We start from the raw sequence: 19,937 nt of genomic DNA, 5'->3' as shown, positions 1-19,937 counted from the left end.
TTCCGCTTCATCCCCATGGCGATGCAACCCGCGTGCCCTCCCAGCGCGTACAGATGGTGCCGTCGCCCGCGTCCGCGGCGCGGTCCGGGCCGGGACGTCGACCGGCAGATGGCACTCGGGAGAAACAGATGGTCTCAGCAACGGCGGTTACGGGAACGGCGCTGGGCGCGGTCGTGGCGTCCCTGCTGGCGGCCCCGGCACAGGCCGTGACACCGGCGGACACGCACCGCGCCGACGGCGGACGGACGGTGGCCGCCGCGGCGCCCGACGAGGCGGGCCTGCGGGCGATCCTGCGGACGGCACGCGCCCAGGGAGCACCGGGCGCGATGGCGAGGATCGACGACGGCGGCACGGTGCACCGGCTGGTCGAGGGGGTCGACGACCGGGCCACCGGACGGACCATCAGCACGAACGACCGGTTCCGCGTCGGCAGCGTCACCAAGACGTTCTCCGCCGTGGTGCTGCTCCAGCTCGTCGACGAGGGCGCGCTGAAGCTCGACAAGCCGGTCAACACCTACCTGCCGGGCCTGCTGCCCGACGACAGGATCACCGTGCGGCACGTCCTGAGCCACCGCAGCGGTCTGTACGACTACACCAACGACATGTTCGCCCGCTCCGTCTCCGGCTTCGAGGCCGTCCGCAACAAGGTGTTCACCTACCGCGACCTGGTACGGCTGTCGCTGGCGAAGCCCCGCACCAACGCGCCGGGGGCCGCCTACTCGTACTCGAACACCAACTTCGTGGTCGCCGGCATGCTGATCGAGAAGCTGACCGGGCACACCGTCGCCACCGAGTACCAGAAGCGCATCTTCACGCCGCTGAACCTGGCCGACACCTTCTACGTCCATCCCTCCGCCGCGATCCCGGGCCGGCACGCCCAGGGCTACCTCACGTCGGACACGGCCGGGGCGGGCCTGGTGAACTCCACCAAGCAGACGGCTTCCTGGGCGCAGAGCGCGGGCGCCATCATCTCCACCCCGCACGACCTGGACGTCTTCTTCTCCGCGCTGCTGCGCGGCAAGCTCATGTCCGCCGACCGGCTCACCCAGATGACGAAGTGGACCCGGGTCAACAGCACCACGTCGTACGGCCTCGGACTGCGCCGCCGCGACCTGTCGTGCGGGATCTCCGTGTACGGGCACACGGGCACCGTGCAGGGCTACTACACGTACGCCTTCACCACGAAGGACGGCAAGCGCAGTCTCACCGCCCTGGCCAACACCTCGAACAACACCACCGTGCTCAACACCATGTACCGCGCCCTGGAGCCCGCGTTCTGCGGCAGGTCCGTGACCAGGGCCCTCGTTCCCGACGCGGCGCCCCGGGAACGGCACGAGGACATCGCGCCGTCCGTCACCCGCCGCTGACACGCCGGAGGCCCGCGCCGCGTCTCAGTCCCGGGAGTTCGGCCGCCGGTGCGGCGGCTGGTCCGGGGCGGGACGCAGGCGCTGCGCCGGGATGGGCAGGCTGCGGGGTTCGCCCGCGCCGACCGTGACGGGTTCGCGGTGGTGGCTGATCTCCAGCGGGTCACCGGACGTGAGCGTGTAGGTGGCGACGTCCTGCTCGATCTCCACGCGCAGCCGGCGGCCGAGCACCTCCAGGGAGAAGGCGAGGCGCCTGAGGCGTTCCGGCAGCCGGGGCGCGAACTCCAGGGTGTCCCCGTGGTGGCGCAGCCCTCCGAAGCCGGCGACCAGTGCCGTCCAGGTCCCGGCGAGGGAGGCGATGTGCAGGCCGTCGCGGGTGTTGTGCTCCAGGTCCTCCAGATCCATCAGCGCCGCCTCGACGAGGTAGTCGTAGGCGAGGCCGGGACGGCCGGTCTCGGCGGCGATCACGGCCTGGCAGCAGGCCGACAGGGAGGAGTCGCGGACGGTGAGGGGTTCGTAGTAGGCGAAGTTCCGGGCCTTGTGCTCGTCGTCGAAGAAGGGGCTGCACTTGTAGAGGGCGAGCACCAGGTCGGCCTGTTTGACGACCTGCTTGCGGTAGATGTCGAAGTAGGGGAAGTGCAGCATCAGCGGGTACTGGTCGGGGCGGGTGGCGGCGAAGTCCCAGCGCTGATAGCGGGTGAACCCGGCGTGCTGCTCGTGGACGCCGAGTTCGTGGTTGTAGGGGATGTGCATGGCCTCGGCTGCGTCGCGCCAGGCCGCGCTCTCCTCCTCGTCGACGCCGAGTTCCGCGGCCCGCCGGGGGTGCCGTTCGACGGCGTCGGCGGCGGCCAGGAGGTTCGCGCGGGCCATCAGGTTGGTGTACGTGTTGTCGTCGGCGACGGCGCTGTACTCGTCGGGTCCTGTCACCCCGTCGATGTGGAACCTCCCCTGGTGGTCGTGGTGCCCGAGGGAGCGCCACAGCCGTGCCGTCTCGGTCAGCAGCTCGACGCCGGTGTCGCGTTCGAAACGCGTGTCGCCCGTGGTGGCGGTGTAGCGGACGACGGCGTCGGCGATGTCGGCGTTGACGTGGAACGCGGCGGTGCCGGCCGGCCAGTACGCCGAGCCCTCCGATCCCGCTATGGTCCGCCACGGGAACGCCGCTCCGCGCAGCCCGAGCTGGACGGCCCGTTCGCGTGCGGCCCCGAGGGTGCTGTGGCGCCAGCGCAGCGCCTCGGCGACGGCGCCGGGCGAGGTGTAGGTGAGCAGCGGGAGGACGAAGGTCTCGGTGTCCCAGAAGGCGTGGCCGTCGTAGCCGGAGCCGGTCAGGCCCTTGGCGGGGATGGCGCGCCGCTCGGCGCGAGCGCCCGCCTGGAGCACGTGGAAGAGGGCGAAGCGGACGGCCTGCTGGATCTCCTCGTCGCCGTCCACCTCGACGTCGGCGCGGTCCCAGAAGTCGTCGAGGTAGGCGCGCTGTTCGTCGACGAGCCGCTGCCAGCCGCTGTGCCGGGCCGCGGCGAGGGCCGCGTCGACCTGGTCGCGCAGGGCGGGCAGGGAGCGGTTGCCGGACCAGCCGTAGGAGACGGTCTTCTCCAGGCGCAGGGTGTGGCCCGGCTCCAGCACGGAGGTGACGGTCAGCCGGGCGAGGTCGTCGCTGCTCTCGCTGCTCAGGGTGGTCCTGCCGGGGCCGCTGACCGAGTGGTCCGCTGCGGCCGCGACCCGCAGGGCGCTGCGCCGGGTGCGGTGCACGAGCCTCAGCCGGCCTCCCGCCGCGAAGTGCTCCTCCGCCTCCAGCGGTGAGTCCAGTGCGACCGCCGCCCGGGGGTCGCCGCCGCGGCCGGGCAGTTGCTCGTTGGCGACCAGCTCGGACTGGACGACCACCCTGGTCCGGCTGTCGACGGCCTCCACCTCGTAGGCGACGGCGCCGATCGCCCGCTGGGTGAAGGAGACGAGCCGGGTGGAGCGCACCCGGACCGTGGAGCCGGCCGGCGAGGTCCATTCGCAGGTCCGGGTGAGCAGCCCGGTGCGCAGGTCGAGGACGCGTTCGTGGGAGCGCAGCCGTCCGTAGCGCAGGTCGAACGGCTCGTCGTCGACGAGCAGCCGGACGATCTTGCCGTTGGTGACGTTGATGACGGTCTGCCCGGACTCCGGATAGCCGTAGCCCGCCTCCGCGTAGGGCAGCGGGTGTGTCTCGTGGACACCGCCCAGGTAGGAGCCGGGCAGGCCGTGGGGCTCGCCCTCGTCGAGGTTGCCGCGCCAGCCGATGTGCCCGTTGGCGAGGGCGAACACGGACTCGCTCTGCGGCAGCAGCGCGAGGTGCAGCTCGCTCTCGCGCAGGGCCCAGGGCTCGACTCCGTACGAGGAGTGGGTGATCACCCGCGGTCCCCCAGTTCGTCCAGGTCCCGTACGACGATGTCGGCGCCGTGGGCGCGCAGGGCGGCGCTCTGGCCCACGCGGTCCACTCCGACGACGTACCCGAAGTGCCCCGAGCGGCCCGCGTCCATGCCGGCGAGCGCGTCCTCGAAGACGGCGGCCTCGGACGGCTCGACACCGAGGTCCTTCGCCGCGGCGAGGAAGGTGTCGGGGCGCGGCTTGCCCGGCAGGTGCCGTTCGGCGGCGACGACGCCGTCGACGCGTACGTCGAAGAGGTGCTCCGCGCCCACCGAGCGCAGGACGTCACGGCAGTTGGCGCTGGAGGAGACGACCGCGGTCCGCAGGCCGTGTGCCCGGACCGCCTCGACGTAGCGCAGCGTGCCCTCGTACGCCTCGACCCCCTGGGTGCGGATCATGTCGAGGAGCAGGGCGTTCTTGCGGTTGCCGAGTCCGTGGACGGTGGCCCTGTCCGGCGGGTCCCCGGGGGTCCCCTCGGGGAGTTCGATGCCGCGCGAGGCGAGGAAGGAACGTACGCCGTCGGCGCGGGGCATGCCGTCCACGTAGGCGGTGTAGTCGGCGTCCTCGAAGGGCCGGAACGCGTCGCCGTCGCGTTCCCGCAGGAAGTCGTCGAACGTCCTCTTCCAGGCGGCCGCGTGGACCACCGCGGTTCTGGTGATGACCCCGTCGAGGTCGAAGAGGCAGGCCAGGATCTGCTTCGGCAGGCCGAGATCGGTCATACGAGGAGTCTGCCCCCGGGAAGGGCCTCCACCGGGTGGCGCGCGCCACATCACCGCCCTGGCCCCGGGACCGCCCCCCGGACCGGACCCGTTCGGCGCGGGGCTTCCCCCGTGCCGCGTGCCGTCGATACTGGAGCGCATGGAGATCACTGCGCCCGCGCCGTCGTGCGGGCTCGTATGACCGGGGCGGGTCCGTCCTTCGAGGACCTGGTGGAACGGGCCGCCGCGCTCGTGCGGCCCGGCCGGCGCGCCCTCCTCGGGATCGCCGGCGGTCCCGGGTCGGGCAAGACGACGCTCGCCGAGCGGCTGGTCGGGCGGCTCGACGCGGTCGCGCCCTTCCGGGTCGCCCACGTGCCGATGGACGGGTTCCACCTCGCGGACGCCGAACTGGACCGGCTGGGGCGCCGGGACCGCAAGGGTGCCCCGGACACGTTCGACGCGGCGGGGTACGCGGCGCTGCTGCGCAGGCTGCGCGAGGACGAGGAGGACCTCGTCTACGCTCCCGGTTTCGAGCGGGTCCTCGAACAGCCCCTGGCGGGGGCCCTCGCGGTTCCCCGGGCCGCGCGGCTGGTCGTCACCGAGGGGAACTACCTGCTGCTGGGCGACGGGGCGTGGGCGCGGGCCCGCGCGCAGCTCGACGAGGTGTGGTTCTGCGAGGCCGACGAGGCCGACCGTGTCCGGCGGCTGGTCGCGCGCCACGAGGAGTTCGGGAAGGACCACGACGCGGCGGTGGCGTGGGTGCTCGGAACGGATCAGCGCAACGCCGAGCTGGTCGCCGCGACCCGGGACCGCGCCGACCTCGTCGTCGGAGCGGCGGTCGTCGGGACGGCCGGAGGGGGGCCGCCGGGCCGGTGAGGCCGTGCCTTCGCCTCGGACTCCTCGTGCGCGGCGCCCTCTTGGACCGCCGGCCCCGCGGACGCACGGTGTCCGGGAGCTGCGGGCAGGGGGCCGGGGCGGAGGGAGCGAGTGTCACCGCGCGGGCCGCCCCGGCCGTCTCAGGGGGCCGCTGTCCTGGACTCCAGGCCGGCCCGGGTGTCGTTGCCGTAGACACCGGATTCGTCGCCCCGGATGCCGTACCAGAGCTGGAAGCGGGCGACGGCCGCCGTGAGCTCGGCGTCGTAGGTACCGCTGGTGCTGCCGTGGTCGTACACGTTCGGGATGCGGAGCAGACGCTGCTGAAGCGCCGTCACCTCGGGTCCGCTGTCACCCTCCCGGAGCGTGCCGGCGCCGTCCGGGTCGGACGCGCCGTCGGCGGCCGGGTCGGCCGGTGACGTCGGGGAGTGCCCTGCGGACGCGTCGTTCCGGGCCGCGCCCGGCACCAGGAGGGCGGCGGCGAATCCGGTCAGGCCCGCCGCCGCGACGGCGAGCGCGATCGCGGCACGGCGCAGGCCCGCACCCCCGCGCGCCGGTCCGTGGGTGCCCCCGGGCCGTCTCTCGCCGTGGCGTCCGTCGCCCGCGGGTGTTCCCCCGGCCGTATCGGCGCCGTACGCCCGGGGAGCACCGGTGCCGTACGGCTGCGGGGTGTCGGCGGTGTAGTCCTCGCCGCCGAGGGGCGGGGACGGTTCGCCGGTGTAGTCCTCGCCGCCGAGGGGCGGGGGCGGTTCACCGGTGTGGTCCTCAGCGCCGGGGACCGGGAAGAGTTCCTCGGTCTCGTCCTCCACCGGGACGGGCCGCGGCGGTAAGGGGGGCATCGGCGGGAAGGCGGGCTCACGACTGTCGTCCGCGCCGGTCATCCCCTCCTTCTCGCGCACCTGCCGGAGCAGCTCCGCCAGGGAATCGGAGCGGTGGCCTCGCTCGACGCGCGTGGGTTCGATCACGGAGCGCCCGGTGGACCCCCCGCGTGGCCGTGTCGACACACTGCTCTCCCTCCGTACACGCGGTCTCCCGCCGTCCCTGTGCAGTGATACGCGGGCACGGGCCGGGCCGTTCACCGTGCCGCGGATCATCGCGCCCGGGGCGGCTCCGCGCCGCACCGGCCGGAGCGCCGTCCGAGGTGGCGTCCGGGGTGCCGACCTGGACGCCGGCCGGGTGCCGTCCGGCCGGTAGTCGAAGCGCCTTCAATTAACAGGCGAAAACCGGACATTGCCAGACGGTGGAGGGATGACAACCACGCCAAGTCCTGGTGACCGGGAGGTGTGCTCGTCATGATGGGCGCATGACCTTGGCCTCCAGAGCCATGACGCGGCTGGCCGACTGGCCCGACCTCGCGGAGTCCCGGCCGAGTTGCGGCACGGGGCGCGCACTGTGCGCGGCGCAGTGCGAGATCGTCCACTTCCATTCCGAACACGATGTCGACCTGCACCTCACCGACCGGGCCATCCGGCGCTTCGAGGACCAGCTCAGGACCTCCACGGCCATCCGCGTGGTGCCCGGCTCCCGCTGGGTGACCATCCGTCTCGAAGTCGACTCGGACATCGATCTGCTGCTGACCCTGGTGAGCGTCGCCCTGCAGGCCCATCGGAACGGGCACATGGCGGGCGACGACATATTCTCGGCGACCTGTAACGACCACTGACCGGAAACCCCGACAGGAAAAAACCGAGCCTCGGCACTCGTGCGGGAACGAGTGCCGAGGCTCTCGTGACCGCGTCGTCCGGGGGGTGACGACACGGCGGGCCGCGGCTCGGCCTCATGCTCGATCACCGCTGATGGGCTGTCAACTTCGCTGCCCGCGGGCGGAGTCGATCCACATGCACATATCAGCCACATGAGGAGCACCGCACTCCGGGCATGGGCCGTGACATCCGGGACGGACCAGGCACGAACACCGGGCGGGAAAGTCCAGGGAACTCAGTTCCCTGCCAAAAGTGCACCGAGTGCCACTGCCCGGCTTCGATGCTAGTTTCCGACCATGAACGAGGCACCGGGGCGCCGCGAACCCGCCGACGCGACCACCGTCAAACCGCCGATGCGGGACGCCCTGGTGGGAGCCGCCTTCCAGCTCTTCCTGGAACGCGGCTACGAGGAGACCACCATCGACGACATCGTGGCGCTCGCCGGGGTGGGCCGGCGTTCGTTCTTCCGCTACTTCCCGTCCAAGGAGGACGTGGTCTTCCCCGACCACGAGCGCTGCCTGGCCGACATGACGGCGTTCCTGGGCGAGGACGCCGGCACCGGGGACCCCGTGCGACGCGTCTGCGACGCCGCACGGCTCGTGCTGCGCATGTACGCGGAGAACCCGACGTTCTCCGTCCAGCGCTACCGCCTCACCAAGAAGGTGCCGGGACTGCGCGCATACGAGCTGTCGGTCGTCTGGCGTTACGAGCGCGCCCTCGCGGAGTATCTGCGCGGGCTCTCCGCGGGGGCCCGCGCGGACACCCTGCGCGCCGACGTCGTCGCCGCGGCCGTGGTCGCCGCGCACAACAACGCCCTGCGCTCCTGGCTGCGTTCGGACGGGACCGGGGACGCCGAGGCGGCGGTCGACCAGGCCCTCGGCTACGTGCAGAGGACGTTCGGCTCCGCGCCCGCCGCAAGGGCGCCGGAGGAACCGGAGGACGTGGTGGTCGTCGTCTCGCGGCGCGGAGCGCCCATGTGGCGCGTGGTCCAGGAGATCGAGTCGGCCTTCGCCCGGGGCTGAGCGCGGGCCGCCCGCCCACGGCCTTCTTCATTTGAGGGTACGGAGTGCCTTTACGGGTGACACTCAGTGCCATAACCTGTGGTCGTGCACGGCGACCCGCGCACCTCAGATTCCGGCCGAGCGCAGGGAGATGACATCGTGTACCACCCAGGAATCGCCCTTCACCCGGGCCTCGACGCCTCGACGGACGTGCTCGACCCCGGTTCCGTGGAGCGTCTCGGCACCGCTTCGGCGGAACGCGCCGGGGACGTCCTGCTCTTCCAGCGGTGCCACTGGTGTGCCACCGCCATGTACAACCGTCTGCTGTGTCCCGTGTGCGCGGGCAGCGACCTGCGTACGGAGGCGAGCGTGGGCACGGGCGTCGTGCGCCACTCCACGGTGATCCACCGCAACACCCCGGCCGCCCGCAACGTCTCCCTCATCGAGATGGCGGAGGGCTTCACGGTCCGGGGCCGGGTCATGGGTTCGCCCGCCACCATCCACAGCGGCGACCGGGTCCAGCTCTCCACCGCCCAGGACCCGGTGCGCAGGCAGCCGGTGTTCCAGCTCGTCGACGGCCCGTACGGCAGCTGGGGTTAGACCCCGCGTCCCGCGCCGGGACCGTCGTCCGCCCGCCCCGGGAAACGGCGGCCGGTGGCGAGGAGCCGTGCGCGGCCGAACGAACCGGCTTGCGGGACCGGCCCGTTCAGCCGCGGGGTGACGACCGTCAGCCGTAGGTGATGTCGGACGTCGCGTACTTGCAGTAGGTGCCGTCGGGACCGCTGCCGTTCGTGGTCGGTTCGGCACCGGTGTTGTTGCCGGTGTACTTCTGGCAGGGGACGATCTTCTTGCTGCTGTCCCCGACGATCCTGATGGACTTCAGGGTGGCGCTGTCGCCGTAGTTGGTGTTGATGCCGACGAGCTTGCTGCCCTTGTAGGTCGCCTCGATGGTGTTGAGGTTGATCGTCCGCTTGTACTGCGTCCTGCAGTTGCCGCAGGAGCGGACGAACGTGCCGAAGGTCTGCACCGCGAAGTTCGAGACGTTCAGCGTTCCGGCGCCGTTGAACTGGAACACCTTGTCGCTGGCCTCCTTCGCGCCGCCGCCGCTGACGGTGTAGACGTTGGACGAGGAGGAGCCGAGGAACGTCGCCGCGTCCTCACCGACGTCCTCCCACCAGACGTTCTGCAGCGTGCAGCTGCCCAGGCAGTGGATGCCGTCCGCGGCGGGCGAGCCGATGATGACGTTCTTCAGGACGGTTCCCGCGGCCAGCTCCAGGATCGGCCCCTGGTCCTCGTCCTGGCTGCCGCTGCCCAGGTCGCCGGTGCCGTAGAGGCGCTTCATCCCGTAGTCCTTGGTGCCGGAGACCGAGATGGTGGCGGAGACGGCCTGACTGCCGGTCGCGGTGGGCCAGGTCGCGGCGCTCGCCGGTGTCAGGGCGCCGTCGGCCATCAGCATGGCGGCCGAGAGACCGAGAGCGGCGAGGGTTCCCGTGAGGGCGCGTCGCCCGGCGCGCGGGTGTGCCGATGAGGTCATGTTCCGATGCCTTCCTGTCGTGGGGGTGGTGGAGTGGCCGTCAGAGCTTTCCGGCGCCCGCGCCGGACGTCACCGAGGAGACGACGGCCGAGGCCGGCTCGGCGGTGTAGCCGTACGGCGGCTTCGTGAACGTGCCGACCCGGGAGATCTCGGTCGCGGCCCCGCCGAGATCGTTGCCGGTGAGGTTGGCGTAGCCGTCCACGTCGCTGTCGCGGTTCGTGGTGACGGCGACCGCCGTGCTCCGGAAGACGTTGTTCTCGACGAGCATCTGGGCGCCCATGCGGGAGTGCACGGCGGTCGCGGCGCCGACGACGTAGTTGTCGTAGAAGTGCCCGGTGCCGAAACGCAGGCTGGGGATGCGGGAGTTGACGTTGTCGAACCAGTTGTGGTGGTACGTCACCCGCAAGTGCCCGGTGTCCTCGGCGGTGTTGTTGTCGCTGTGGCCGACGAGCGAGCCCTTGTAGTGGTTCTTGAAGGTGTTCCAGGAGACCGTGACCTGGTCCGAGGCGTGGGTGATGTCGACCAGGCCGTCGTAGTAGTCCTTGTCGTGGTCGCGGTCGGCCGAGAAGGCGTTGTGGTCGATCCACACCTTCGTCGACGCCTGCACGGTGATCCCGTCGGCGGGCGCGACCGGCTTGCTGATGTTCAGGTTGCGGACGACGACGTTGGTGACCTTCTTCAGACGCAGTCCGCCGCCGGTGAACCCGGACGACGAACCGACGCCCAGGACCGTGGTGTTGGAGCCGATGTCGATCTGCCCGCTGAGCGGGATCAGACCGCTGACCTTCACGACCTTGGCCGTGTCACCGGTGACGGCCGTCTTGAAGGCGGCGAGCGTCGTGACGGTGACGGCACTCGCGCCGCCGCCGCCGGTGGTCCCGGCGCCGAAGCCGACCGGCGCGGTCTCGGCGGCCCGGGCCGACTGCGGCAGCACGAGAGCCATGGCGACCGCCAGGACGGCGGCCCCGGCCGCCGTCAGGGCCGGGCGGGAACGCTCGTGCGGGAGGTGCTCGTGTGGGGGGCGCGTACTCATGCGGGGTGTCCCTTCAGGGGCGACTCTGGACATGTACACGAATGACGTACCTGTATCTGAACAGCGTGGATGCGAGGCGCCGACGTTCATGGACCGAACGCGGGTGGAATGGTGCCACTTGCCCAGGTGGTGCGGCTCGGGGATCTGATGTCTCGTATACGAGATGCCTCGCACGGGTCACGCTGCTGAACGGGAACGTAGGCGGTAAGCGCTTTCTAGTCAACGTCTCCCGCGGTACACATCCGGCCAACTCCCGCCCGGGCACGGACCCGGAGGCGCCGACGGACGCCCGAAGAGGTGGCACACACGCGGACGGGAGGGCGCCGAGGGCGCCCTCCCGGGACACTGTGCGAGCTACGGAGGGACTACGTCACGAGGACCGGTGACACGTCACGGGGACAGGGTGATGCGGATGCCGACCGTGCCGCTCTCGCCGCGGCGCAGGCGGCTGCCGAACAGCGTGAGACGGCCCGTCAGCCCGTACTTGCGGGCGATGAGCTTGCGGTAGCGGGCCGTCTCCGCCGCGCCGACGATCTCCGCGGTGGCGGAGACCGGTTCCCCCGTCGGCCTGCCGCGCACGTCGCACGGGCCGACCAGCACGTCGGCCCGGTTGCGGATGCGCTTCACCTTCCAGCTGTCCGCGACGGTCCAGGCGCCCAGCGCCGAGCCGTCCCGCACCACCCACACGGGTGTGGCGACCCCCGTGCCGTTCTTTCGATAGCTGGTGATCAGCAGGTACTTGCCCGATCCCAGCGCGTCCAGCGAGGCCTCGTCCATGGCCGAAGTGTAAGCGCGCCGGTCCGCGGCCCCGCCGGTGCCCGAGCCGCCCGGGTCAGGACAGCTTGCCGTCGTAGTCCGGCAGCTTGAACGTGCGCTCCGCGTGGCCGCCGACCAGGTCCGTGGTGTTGTTGCCGACGTTGGCGATGATCGTGTAGCCGAGCGACTCGATCTGCGCGCGCTTGCCGGTCTTGTAGGCGCTGACCTCGGCGAAGAGGTCCGGCAGGTCACGTACGTAGAGTCCGTCGACCGGGTAGCCGACGGACTTCAGGTTCCACTTCGTCTCACCGGCGATGATGCCGGGACGGGCGGTCACGAAGAAGACGGCCACGCCCCGGGAGTGCGCGTAGCGGGCGAGCCCCAGCGAGGCCTCGACCGCCGGGGTGGGCAGCTCGTACCACGGGTGGAAGTCCGTCTCCAGCACGGTGTTGTCGATGTCGAAGACGACCGCGAGCTTCTTGCCGTCGGCGCCGGCGGTGCGCTGCTCGACGTACGGCAGCGCCTGGTCGATGACGGTCCGGACGTCGCTCTGCCAGGTGGCGTAGTCGACGCCCGCCGGCGCGGAGACGCTCGCGACCGCCTGGGCCGGGGCAGCGGCGGCGGAACCCGCCACGCCGACCGTCCCCCCGATCCCGAGCGCCACGACCACCGACACCGCACCCATCCGTCGCGCCACACCGTGTCCCGTCATGCCTGTCCCCTTTTCACAACTGTCGGTCGGAGCGCGTGAGTCGGTCGAACCCACGCGTCGAGACGGCGACGGTGCCTGGGACCGCCGCCGCGGCAGAAATGATCCTGGCAGCGCGTGTACGAAGGAGGAAGAGGCAGTTACCGATCGGTAGAGATCGTGATTCACACGCTTCGGGGTACGCGCGGTGCAGTGGCACACGTCCGCGGCCCGTGTGAGCCTGGGCTCGCGGCTGGCACCAGTGGAGAGAGGCTGCTCTGATGCAAGGACCGAACATCGTCGTCGTCGGCGCGGGTTTCGCCGGAGTCGAGGCCGCCAGAAGCCTGGAACGGACCCTCACCCCCGGCGAGGCCCGGGTCACCCTGGTCAGCCCCACCGACTACCAGCTCTATCTGCCGTTGCTGCCCCATGTCGCCGCGGGTGTCGTCACGCCCCAGTCCGTCGCGCCCTCGCTGCGCCGGATCCTGCGGCGCACCGTGCTGGTGCCGGGCGGGGTGATCGGTGTCGATCCGGAGGCCAAGGTGTGCGTGGTCCGGAAGATCACCGGGGACCTCGTCGACCTGCGCTACGACTACCTGGTGCTCACTCCGGGCAGCGTGACGCGCACCTTCGACATCCCCGGGCTGGCGGAGGAGGCGCGCGGCATGAAGACGCTCGCCCAGGCCGTGTACCTGCGTGACCACGTGATCGCCCAACTCGACCTGGCGGCGGCCACGCCGGACCACGAGGAGCGGGCCGCGCGGCTCCAGTTCGTGGTGGTCGGCGGCGGATACGCGGGCACCGAGACGGCCGCCTGTCTGCAGCGTCTGACGACCGCGGCGGCACGGCGCTACCACCCGCGCCTCGACCCCGGCCTCATCAAGTGGCACCTGATCGACGTCGCTCCGAAGCTGCTGCCCGAACTGGGGGACAAGCTGGGCGCGAGCGCGCTGCGGATGCTCGGCGACCGCGGCGTACGGATCTCGCTGGGCACTTCCGTCGCCTCCGTCACCAAGGACCGGATCACCCTCACCGACGGACGGGTGCTGCCGTCGCGGACGCTGGTGTGGACCGCGGGCGTCGCGGCGAGTCCGCTGGTCGACTCGCTGGGCTCGGAGACCGTGCGCGGACGGCTCGTCACCGAGCCCGACTTCAGGGTCCCGGGGCTCGACGGGGTCTTCGCGCTGGGCGACGCGGCGGCGGTGCCCGATCTGGCCAAGGGCGACGGCTCTCCCTGCCCGCCGACCGCCCAGCACGCGGCCCGGCAGGGCCGGCACGCGGCCGGGGTCCTGGCGGCGAGGCTGCGCGGACAGCCCACCCTGCCGTACCGGCACAAGGACCTCGGTCTGGTGGTCGACCTCGGCGGCCACGACGCCGTGTCCAAACCGCTCGGCATCGGCCTCAAGGGCGCGCCCGCGCAGCTCGTGGCCCGCGGATACCACCTGTACGCGCTGCGGACGGGCGCCGCCCGGTTCCGTACGGGCGCCAACTGGCTCCTGAACGCCGTCGCGGGCGACGACTTCGTCCGCACCGGCTTCCTCGCGGACCGCAAGGGGACCCTGCGGGACTTCGAGCGTACGGACGTGTATCTGACCCGGGACGAGGTGACCGCCCGCACCCGGGCCGACGCCTAGGGCATATCGGACACTCCCGACCGGTCCCGCCCGTCTCGCCGGTCCCGCCCGGGTGGCGGGGCCGGCCCGTGCGCGCTCCCGGGCCGGGCGCCGTCGGCGCGAATCGGCCACCTCCGCGACAGCTCCGCACGGTGGTGAACAACCGGGCCGGGGCGCACGTATGAGGGTGAGGGCCCTCGACCGGGGCCTTCGGCGGCGGGGACGCCGCTCCGCACGGTTTCGGGAGCCCACGCATGAGGCACGCACGACGACGGATCGTCCAACGGGGGGCGCGCTTGGCCGCCGTCGGCGGACTGCTCTGCGGAGGGTTCATGGTGACGCGCGCCGTGGCGAGCGAACCGTCCGACGCGGCGGGCACCGACGCGAGTTCGGCGCGGCTCGCGGCGGACACCGGTGCCGGTCTCGTGTCCCGGCTGGGTTCCTCACGGACGGCCGGCAACTGGATAGCCGCCGACGGTACCCCCGTCGTCGCGGTCACCGACGCGGACGCGGCGGACGCGGTGAAGCGGGCGGGTGCCCGCCCGAAGGTCGTGACGCACAGCTTGCAGGACCTCAAGTCCGCGACGAAGGAGCTCGGTTCGGCGCCCCGGGTACCGGGTACGGCGTGGGCGGTCGACTACACGAAGAACGAGGTGGTGGTGCAGGCCGACAGCACGGTCTCCGCCGCCGACTGGTCGCGGATGACGAAGCTGGCCGACGGCATCGGCGACTCGGTGCGGATGCAGCGGACCCAGGGCACGTTCACCACGCGGGTGAACGGCGCGCAGGGGATCTTCTCGACCGGCGGCCGCTGCTCGGCGGGCTTCAACGTGACCAACGGGCAGAGCGAGTTCATCCTCACGGCCGGACACTGCGGCCCCGCCGGCTCGGTCTGGTTCTCCGACAACACCGGTCAGCAGCAGGTGGGCCGCACGGTCACCACGGCGTTCCCCGGCAGCGACTTCTCGCTGATCCAGTACGACATCGGGCAGGAGCCCAAGGCCGGGAGCAACATCGTCTCCATCGGCGACGGCAACGGCGTACGGATCACCGGCGTCGCCGATCCGACCGTGGGCCAGCGGGTCTTCCGCAGCGGCAGCACCACCGGACTGCGCGACGGCAAGGTGACGGCGCTCAACGCGACGGTCAACTACCCGGAGGGCACGGTCACCGGGCTGGTCGAGACGACGGTGTGCGCCGAACCGGGCGACAGCGGCGGCCCGTTGTTCTCCGAGGGCATCGCGCTCGGGGTGACGTCGGGCGGCAACGGGGACTGCAGGACCGGCGGTACGACGTTCTTCCAGCCGGTCACCAAGGCGCTGACGGCGCTGGCGGTGACGCTCGCGGGCCAGCCCGCGCAGGGCGCCGGCGGCGCGGCCCAGCCGTCCCTCGCCCCCTCGTCGTCGGCCTCGGCGATGGCCTCGGCTCCGGGTTCGGCCGCTCCGGGCGCGGTGGAGGCGGTGGGCGGGACGGGGACGGCCGGGACGTTCCTCTCAGCACTCACCGACCCGCAGAACGCCGGCCCCGGCATGCTGGTCATCGGGGGAAGCGTCATCGCGCTGGTGGCGACGCGGTTCATCCGTACCGAGCAGGACCGCAACGCCTACCGGCGGCAGTATTCACAGAGCTGGGGCTGATCGGTTCGGACCCGGTGCCGGTTGACCGGAGCCGGGTCCGCGTGGAGCGGGGTCCGAGGCCGCCGTGGAGGTCCGGGGCGACGGCTCCCCGGAGCGGGGAGCCCTGCCGGACGCGGAGGGTCAGGCGACCCGGGTCGCCGACGACGACTCGGCGGCCTTCGCCCACTCGAGAACGAGGCGCTGGTACTCGCGCCGCTCGTCCATGTTCAGCGACCCACCCGCCCGGAACCAGAGAGCCCGGATCTCCTCGTTGACTTCGGCAGCGGATCGCTGAGTGTCGTTGTCAAGAGTGGTGCACATGGCGTGAAGCATACGACTCTCGACGTGAAGATGATGTGAGCAATGCCCCACGGAGCGACATAACGGACCGTGAAGCTCGTCACTCACGTTCCGGGCTTGCGGCCGTACACGTAGACGTCGTCACCGTTCCTGAGCAGCGACCAGTACTTCTTGGCCGTCGTCGAGGTCATGTTGACGCAGCCGTGCGAGCCCGGCGGGTTCCACATGCTCACGCCCACCGAGTGGAAGGCCTGACCGCCGTCGAAGAACTGGCTGTACGGCATGGGCACGTTGTAGATGCTCGAGACGTGGTCGATGTGACGCCAGTAGATCTTCTTCAGACCGGTGCGGGTCTCGTAGCCGTTCCTGCCGGTGCGGACCGGGACCGGTCCGTAGACCAGGCGGCTGCCGTCCTGGATCCAGCTGAGCTGGAGCGTGAGGTTGACGCAGGCGATACGGCCCTTGTTGACCGGGCACCTGCCGTCCCGGTTGGGGTTGGTCCCCACGGCCTTCTGCTTGTTCATGAGGTCCATCACGCCCCAGGTGACGGGACCCGCGTACCCGATGTTCGGGGTGATGCCGTGCTTGTTCTGGAAGGCCTGGATCGCCTTGCAGTCGGTGGTGGACTGCCGGCCGTCGACGGGCCGCCCGAGGAACTTCTCCACCTGCTTCTGGTACGGGCCTGCGGCCGTCGTGCAGCTCGCGGCCTGGGCGGGCGTCGCGCCCAGCGCGAGGGTGAGCGGTGCGACCAGTCCCGTGAGTCCGAGCGCGACGACTCCCCGCCTGCGTGTGTCCCCCATGGCGGACCTTCCTGTTGTGTTCGTCGTTCCGTCTGTCTGCTGAGACAGCCCTTGAGGGTATTGCGTTGTACGGCCGGGCGGACAGGAACGAAACCGTGACATTCCTCGCCGCACGGCTCCGGTCCCGGCCGCGCTCCGGCGCCGCCGGACGCCGACGGGCACCCGCGGCGGACCGGTCCGGTTTCCCCGAAGTGGACCGCTCTTTCGACGGGCGTTCCTCATAGGCTGCGGTCATGCACCCCGCTCTCTCCGAGGACCTCGACCGCCTCCCCCAACTCCTCCAGGCCGCAAGGGACTTCGCCGCCCAGGAGGTGAGCGGCCTGGACGACCGTCCCGTCGCCCCGCCCGACAAGGCCCCCGTCCCCGATCCGCTTCCGGCCGAGGGCGCCGGTGCCGAGGGCGCCCTGGCCCGGTTCGCCGGGCGCTGGGCACCTGGGTTCTCCGGCTCCGCGGGCCCGCGCTACCTCGGATTCGTCACCGGCGGCGCGACGCCCGCCTCGCTCACCGGGGACTGGCTGACCAGCGCCTACGACCAGAACGTCTCGGGCGCCGCCGGGTCCTTCGCGAGCGCGCTGGAGCACGAGACGCTGGACTGGCTGCGCGAGTTGTTCGGGCTCGGAGGGGAACACCACGGGGCGTTCGTGAGCGGCGCGACGGTCTCGAACACGGTCGGGCTCGCCATCGCGCGGGAATGGCTCGGCGAGCGCCGGGGCGTGTCGGTCGCACAGGAGGGAGCGGGCGCGCTCGGTCCGGTGGAGGTGCTGTCGGGCAGCCCCCACTCCAGCATCGCCAAGGCCCTGTCGGTGCTCGGCCTCGGCCGCGGCAGCCTGCGCCGGGTGCCGGTGCTGCCCGGAAACCGCGAGGCCGTGGACATCGAGCGTCTCGACGCCGCGCTCACCGCGCTCGACGGGCGTCCGGCCGTCGTCGTGGCGAACGCCGGGACCGTCAACACGGTCGACTTCGACGATCTGCGGGCCGTCGCCGCGCTCAGGGAGCGCCATGACTTCTGGCTGCACGTCGACGCGGCGTTCGGCGGATTCGCCGCACTGTCGCCCGCGCACTCCGCGCTGGTGGCCGGCTTGGACGAGGCCGACTCCGTCTGCGTCGACCTGCACAAGTGGCTCAACGTCCCCTACGACGCGGCCGTCCAGTTCACCCGCCGCCAGGATCTCCAGGTCCGGGTCTTCCACAACGCCTCGCCCTATCTCGGACTCCCCGGCGGCGAACCCGACTTCCTGCACCTGACGCCGGAGAACTCGCGTCGGCTGCGCGCTCTCCCGGCCTGGTTCTCCCTGGCGGCCTACGGGCGCGAGGGGCACCGCGAGATCGTCGAGCGGAACGTCGCGCTCGCCCGGCGGCTGGGCGAGCGGATCACCCGTGCTCCGGGGTTGCGCCTGCTCGCGCCGGTGCGGCTGAACGTCGTGTGCTTCACCCTCGCGGACGACCCGACGGAGCGGCGCGTGCACGCGCTGGCGGACGCCGTCGCCGCCTCGGGCGAGGCCTTCGTGACACCGACGTGCTACGACGGCACCCATGGACTGCGCGCCGCGTTCAGCAACTGGCGTACGTCCGAGGCGGACACGGACCGGGTGTTCGCGGCGATCGGGCGTCACTGCGCGGAACCGCGTCTGTGAGGGACCGGGCCGGCACCCCCGCCTCAGCCCGCGGCCCCGCCCTGGCCTTCGTCCTCGCCCCGGACCGCCTGCCGGAAAGCCTTGTTGACGCCCAGCAGGCCGCCGTCCACGTACAGGGTCGTGCCGGTGATCCAGGATGCGTCGCGGGAGGCGAGGAAGGCGACGGCGGCCGCGATGTCCTCCGGCTCGCCGACCCGGCCGAGGGGGTACAACTGCTGGGCCACGGAGGCTAGTTCCTCGTCGCGCCCCTCCCAGGCCCGGGTGCGGACCGTGCCCGGCGCCACCAGGTTGACGCGGACGCCCCGGCCGGCGGCATGGCCGGCCAGGGTACGGGTGAGCGACATCAGCCCCGCTTTGGCCGCGCTGTAGGCGTGGTTGCCGAAGTCCTGGACGCCGTTGACGGAGCCGACGTTGACGACGGCCCCGCGGCCGGAGGCGACCAGGTGCGGGAGCGCCGCGCGGGCGCAGCGGTAGGCGCCGGTCAGGGTGATGTCGAGGTCGGCGGCCCACGCCTCGTCGCTCTCGTCCTCGAAGAGCGGGGCGTCGGGGCCGCACCGGAAGGCGTTGTTGACCAGGACGTCGAGCGAGCCGAAGGCGTCCACGGCGTACGCCACGGCGGCCTCGACCTGGGCCCGTTGCCCCACGTCGCAGGTGAACGCCTCGGCCCGTGAGCCGAGTTCGCGCAGCGCGGCGGCGGTCCCCTCGGCCGCGGCCGGGTCCACGTCGGTGACGAGGACGTGCGCGCCCTCGGCGGCCAGGCGGTGGGCGGTGGCCGCGCCGATCCCGCGCGCCGCCCCCGTGATCAGCACCCCGTACCCCTCGAAGCGTCTCATCGCCGTCATGGCCGGAAAGGTACCTCCATGATCGTCGCAGCGACAGAGGACGGCCCGCGCGGGCCGCTCGTCAGCGGTACCCCGTGACGTCCGCGGGCTTCCCCCTGTCCTGCACCTCGACCATGTAGCGCCAGGCGTCCGGCCGGCTGCCGTCCCGGTCGGTGAAGCCGTACACCCCGGCGAGCTGCCCGCTGGAGAGGGACTGCCCGTTCCAGCGGGCGCGTTCGGGGTCGGCGGCCAGCGCGGCGACGGCGCGCCCGACGTAGAACGGTGTCTCGGAGATGGCGAAGTGCGGCTCGTTCGCCTCGGCGTCGTGCCAGTTCTCCTCGGTCACGCCGAAGGCTTCCAGCATGATCTCGGAGCGCATCCAGCCGGGGGTGAGCGCCACGGCGGTGGCGCCGCGCGGGCCCAGTTCGTGGCCGAGGGCGAACGCCATGCGCAGCACGGACGACTTGGCGATGTCGTAGAAGAAGGAGACCCGGTAGGTGTCGCGGTTGTACTCCGCGGTGCCGTCGGTCATCTCGACGACCAGGCCGCCGGGGCGGCGCAGCAGCAGGGGCAGCGCGTGGTGGCTGGTGATCGCGTGGGTCTCGACGGCGAGCCGGAGCATCCTGCGTCCGTTGTCGAGGTCGTGCTCCCACAGGGGGGTGTCCCACTCGAAGAGCTTCTCGGCGCCCCAGATGTCGTTGACCAGGATGTCGAGACGGCCCTGTTCGTCCGCGATCCGGGCGACGAGGGACTCCACCTCGGCCGGGACGAGGTGGTCGGTGGGGACCGCGATGCCCCGTCCGCCCGCCGCGGTGACCAGGTCGGCGGTGTCCTCGATGGTCTCCGGGCGGTCGTACTCCGAGCGCCGTTCCCGGGTGCTGCGGCCGGTCACGTAGACGGTGGCGCCGGCCGCGCCGAGTTCCACGGCGATCCCGCGGCCCGCGCCCCGGGTCGCGCCCGCGACCAGCGCGACCCTGTCCCGCAGCGTGCCTTCCAACGGCCCTGACATGTCCGACCTCCGTGCGTCGTGGCGTCCACGGGCGCTCACCCGTGGTTCCCACGAGCGTCTCGCGGAAGCCGGACATCTTCTGTCAGGTATCCGTGTGGCGTCCTCG

At 71.9% G+C, this 19,937-nt stretch carries 19 protein-coding genes; 8 read left to right on the top strand and 11 right to left on the bottom strand.

Annotated features, from left to right (window positions below; translation table 11 throughout):
- Positions 1–128 precede the first annotated feature (128 nt).
- The gene (locus ACFW6B_RS25080; RefSeq protein WP_386598950.1) at positions 129–1,367 is read left to right on the top strand and encodes a serine hydrolase domain-containing protein; all 1,239 of its coding nucleotides are present in this window, start codon (positions 129–131) and stop codon (positions 1,365–1,367) included.
- Positions 1,368–1,391: 24 nt separating this feature from the next.
- On the opposite strand, the gene ACFW6B_RS25075 is transcribed toward ACFW6B_RS25080, so the two are convergent.
- Complete coding sequence (locus ACFW6B_RS25075; protein ID WP_386598948.1) at positions 1,392–3,737, bottom strand: glycoside hydrolase family 65 protein; 2,346 nt, start codon at positions 3,735–3,737, stop codon at positions 1,392–1,394.
- Positions 3,734–4,471, bottom strand: a complete 738-nt coding sequence (locus ACFW6B_RS25070) for an HAD family hydrolase (protein WP_386598946.1) — start codon at positions 4,469–4,471, stop codon at positions 3,734–3,736. The genes ACFW6B_RS25075 and ACFW6B_RS25070 overlap by 4 nt, the downstream gene beginning before the upstream one ends.
- Positions 4,472–4,648: 177 nt before the next feature.
- On the opposite strand from ACFW6B_RS25070, the gene ACFW6B_RS25065 reads away from it, so the two are divergent.
- Positions 4,649–5,326: a nucleoside/nucleotide kinase family protein gene (locus ACFW6B_RS25065; RefSeq protein ID WP_386598944.1), complete on the top strand. Its 678-nt coding sequence runs from the start codon at positions 4,649–4,651 to the stop codon at positions 5,324–5,326.
- A gap of 140 nt (positions 5,327–5,466) precedes the next feature.
- On the opposite strand, the gene ACFW6B_RS25060 is transcribed toward ACFW6B_RS25065, so the two are convergent.
- Positions 5,467–6,288 (bottom strand): peptidoglycan-binding protein, encoded by an 822-nt coding sequence (locus ACFW6B_RS25060; protein WP_386598942.1) that lies wholly within the window; start codon positions 6,286–6,288, stop codon positions 5,467–5,469.
- Positions 6,289–6,626: 338 nt separating this feature from the next.
- Here ACFW6B_RS25060 and ACFW6B_RS25055 point away from each other — a divergent pair, with 338 nt between their 5' ends.
- The 3 genes from ACFW6B_RS25055 (at position 6,627) to ACFW6B_RS25045 (ending at position 8,627) form a co-directional block, all read left to right on the top strand.
- The gene (locus ACFW6B_RS25055) at positions 6,627–6,986 is read left to right on the top strand and encodes a luciferase family protein (protein WP_386598940.1); all 360 of its coding nucleotides are present in this window, start codon (positions 6,627–6,629) and stop codon (positions 6,984–6,986) included.
- Positions 6,987–7,379: 393 nt separating this feature from the next.
- Complete coding sequence (locus tag ACFW6B_RS25050) at positions 7,380–8,048, top strand: TetR family transcriptional regulator (RefSeq protein ID WP_386599024.1); 669 nt, start codon at positions 7,380–7,382, stop codon at positions 8,046–8,048.
- A 207-nt stretch (positions 8,049–8,255) separates the two neighbouring features.
- Entirely contained in the window at positions 8,256–8,627 is a 372-nt protein-coding gene (locus ACFW6B_RS25045; RefSeq protein ID WP_386599022.1) for a Zn-ribbon domain-containing OB-fold protein, read from the top strand.
- A gap of 127 nt (positions 8,628–8,754) precedes the next feature.
- On the opposite strand, the gene ACFW6B_RS25040 is transcribed toward ACFW6B_RS25045, so the two are convergent.
- The 4 genes from ACFW6B_RS25040 to ACFW6B_RS25025 form a co-directional block, all read right to left on the bottom strand.
- On the bottom strand, positions 8,755–9,561 hold the full coding sequence (locus tag ACFW6B_RS25040) for a pectate lyase (RefSeq protein WP_386598938.1): 807 nt from the start codon (positions 9,559–9,561) through the stop codon (positions 8,755–8,757).
- Positions 9,562–9,601: 40 nt separating this feature from the next.
- Positions 9,602–10,594 (bottom strand): polysaccharide lyase family 1 protein, encoded by a 993-nt coding sequence (locus ACFW6B_RS25035; protein ID WP_386598936.1) that lies wholly within the window; start codon positions 10,592–10,594, stop codon positions 9,602–9,604.
- 390 nt (positions 10,595–10,984) lie between these two features.
- Positions 10,985–11,371: a PPOX class F420-dependent oxidoreductase gene (locus ACFW6B_RS25030; protein WP_386598934.1), complete on the bottom strand. Its 387-nt coding sequence runs from the start codon at positions 11,369–11,371 to the stop codon at positions 10,985–10,987.
- A gap of 55 nt (positions 11,372–11,426) precedes the next feature.
- A complete protein-coding gene (locus ACFW6B_RS25025; protein WP_386598932.1) occupies positions 11,427–12,062 on the bottom strand; it encodes an HAD family acid phosphatase in 636 nt (211 codons plus the stop codon).
- A gap of 257 nt (positions 12,063–12,319) precedes the next feature.
- Between ACFW6B_RS25025 and ACFW6B_RS25020 the strand changes: the two genes are divergently transcribed.
- Positions 12,320–13,672 (top strand): NAD(P)/FAD-dependent oxidoreductase, encoded by a 1,353-nt coding sequence (locus ACFW6B_RS25020; protein ID WP_386598930.1) that lies wholly within the window; start codon positions 12,320–12,322, stop codon positions 13,670–13,672.
- A gap of 233 nt (positions 13,673–13,905) precedes the next feature.
- On the top strand, positions 13,906–15,288 hold the full coding sequence (locus ACFW6B_RS25015) for a S1 family peptidase (protein WP_386598928.1): 1,383 nt from the start codon (positions 13,906–13,908) through the stop codon (positions 15,286–15,288).
- 120 nt (positions 15,289–15,408) lie between these two features.
- Here ACFW6B_RS25015 and ACFW6B_RS25010 read toward each other — a convergent pair whose 3' ends face one another.
- Both ACFW6B_RS25010 and ACFW6B_RS25005 read right to left on the bottom strand, forming a co-directional pair.
- Positions 15,409–15,600 (bottom strand): hypothetical protein, encoded by a 192-nt coding sequence (locus tag ACFW6B_RS25010; RefSeq protein ID WP_386598926.1) that lies wholly within the window; start codon positions 15,598–15,600, stop codon positions 15,409–15,411.
- A gap of 71 nt (positions 15,601–15,671) precedes the next feature.
- Positions 15,672–16,367 (bottom strand): L,D-transpeptidase family protein, encoded by a 696-nt coding sequence (locus ACFW6B_RS25005; RefSeq protein WP_386598924.1) that lies wholly within the window; start codon positions 16,365–16,367, stop codon positions 15,672–15,674.
- A gap of 233 nt (positions 16,368–16,600) precedes the next feature.
- Between ACFW6B_RS25005 and ACFW6B_RS25000 the strand changes: the two genes are divergently transcribed.
- Entirely contained in the window at positions 16,601–18,001 is a 1,401-nt protein-coding gene (locus ACFW6B_RS25000; protein ID WP_386598922.1) for a pyridoxal phosphate-dependent decarboxylase family protein, read from the top strand.
- Positions 18,002–18,024: 23 nt separating this feature from the next.
- Here the strand turns inward: ACFW6B_RS25000 and ACFW6B_RS24995 are convergent, their stop codons facing one another.
- Together ACFW6B_RS24995 and ACFW6B_RS24990 are read right to left on the bottom strand one after the other, a co-directional pair.
- Entirely contained in the window at positions 18,025–18,843 is an 819-nt protein-coding gene (locus ACFW6B_RS24995) for an SDR family NAD(P)-dependent oxidoreductase (RefSeq protein WP_386598920.1), read from the bottom strand.
- A 61-nt stretch (positions 18,844–18,904) separates the two neighbouring features.
- The gene (locus ACFW6B_RS24990) at positions 18,905–19,831 is read right to left on the bottom strand and encodes an SDR family oxidoreductase (protein ID WP_386598918.1); all 927 of its coding nucleotides are present in this window, start codon (positions 19,829–19,831) and stop codon (positions 18,905–18,907) included.
- Positions 19,832–19,937 lie beyond the last annotated feature (106 nt).

This window comes from Streptomyces sp. NPDC058751 (genome assembly GCF_042746485.1).
Classification (GTDB): Bacteria; Actinomycetota; Actinomycetes; order Streptomycetales; family Streptomycetaceae; genus Streptomyces.
This window is presented reverse-complemented; position numbering and strand designations above follow the sequence as displayed.

Coding starts and splice junctions, on each gene's coding strand:
- ACFW6B_RS25025 (WP_386598932.1), bottom strand. CDS start 12,062: ATGACGGGACACGGTGTGGCGCGACGGATGGGTGCGGTGTCGGTGGTC.
- ACFW6B_RS25040 (WP_386598938.1), bottom strand. CDS start 9,561: ATGACCTCATCGGCACACCCGCGCGCCGGGCGACGCGCCCTCACGGGA.
- ACFW6B_RS25035 (WP_386598936.1), bottom strand. CDS start 10,594: ATGAGTACGCGCCCCCCACACGAGCACCTCCCGCACGAGCGTTCCCGC.
- ACFW6B_RS25015 (WP_386598928.1), top strand. CDS start 13,906: ATGAGGCACGCACGACGACGGATCGTCCAACGGGGGGCGCGCTTGGCC.
- ACFW6B_RS25000 (WP_386598922.1), top strand. CDS start 16,601: ATGCACCCCGCTCTCTCCGAGGACCTCGACCGCCTCCCCCAACTCCTC.
- ACFW6B_RS25080 (WP_386598950.1), top strand. CDS start 129: ATGGTCTCAGCAACGGCGGTTACGGGAACGGCGCTGGGCGCGGTCGTG.
- ACFW6B_RS25020 (WP_386598930.1), top strand. CDS start 12,320: ATGCAAGGACCGAACATCGTCGTCGTCGGCGCGGGTTTCGCCGGAGTC.
- ACFW6B_RS25005 (WP_386598924.1), bottom strand. CDS start 16,367: ATGGGGGACACACGCAGGCGGGGAGTCGTCGCGCTCGGACTCACGGGA.
- ACFW6B_RS25055 (WP_386598940.1), top strand. CDS start 6,627: ATGACCTTGGCCTCCAGAGCCATGACGCGGCTGGCCGACTGGCCCGAC.
- ACFW6B_RS25065 (WP_386598944.1), top strand. CDS start 4,649: ATGACCGGGGCGGGTCCGTCCTTCGAGGACCTGGTGGAACGGGCCGCC.
- ACFW6B_RS24990 (WP_386598918.1), bottom strand. CDS start 19,831: ATGTCAGGGCCGTTGGAAGGCACGCTGCGGGACAGGGTCGCGCTGGTC.
- ACFW6B_RS25050 (WP_386599024.1), top strand. CDS start 7,380: ATGCGGGACGCCCTGGTGGGAGCCGCCTTCCAGCTCTTCCTGGAACGC.
- ACFW6B_RS25030 (WP_386598934.1), bottom strand. CDS start 11,371: ATGGACGAGGCCTCGCTGGACGCGCTGGGATCGGGCAAGTACCTGCTG.
- ACFW6B_RS24995 (WP_386598920.1), bottom strand. CDS start 18,843: ATGACGGCGATGAGACGCTTCGAGGGGTACGGGGTGCTGATCACGGGG.
- ACFW6B_RS25070 (WP_386598946.1), bottom strand. CDS start 4,471: ATGACCGATCTCGGCCTGCCGAAGCAGATCCTGGCCTGCCTCTTCGAC.
- ACFW6B_RS25010 (WP_386598926.1), bottom strand. CDS start 15,600: ATGCTTCACGCCATGTGCACCACTCTTGACAACGACACTCAGCGATCC.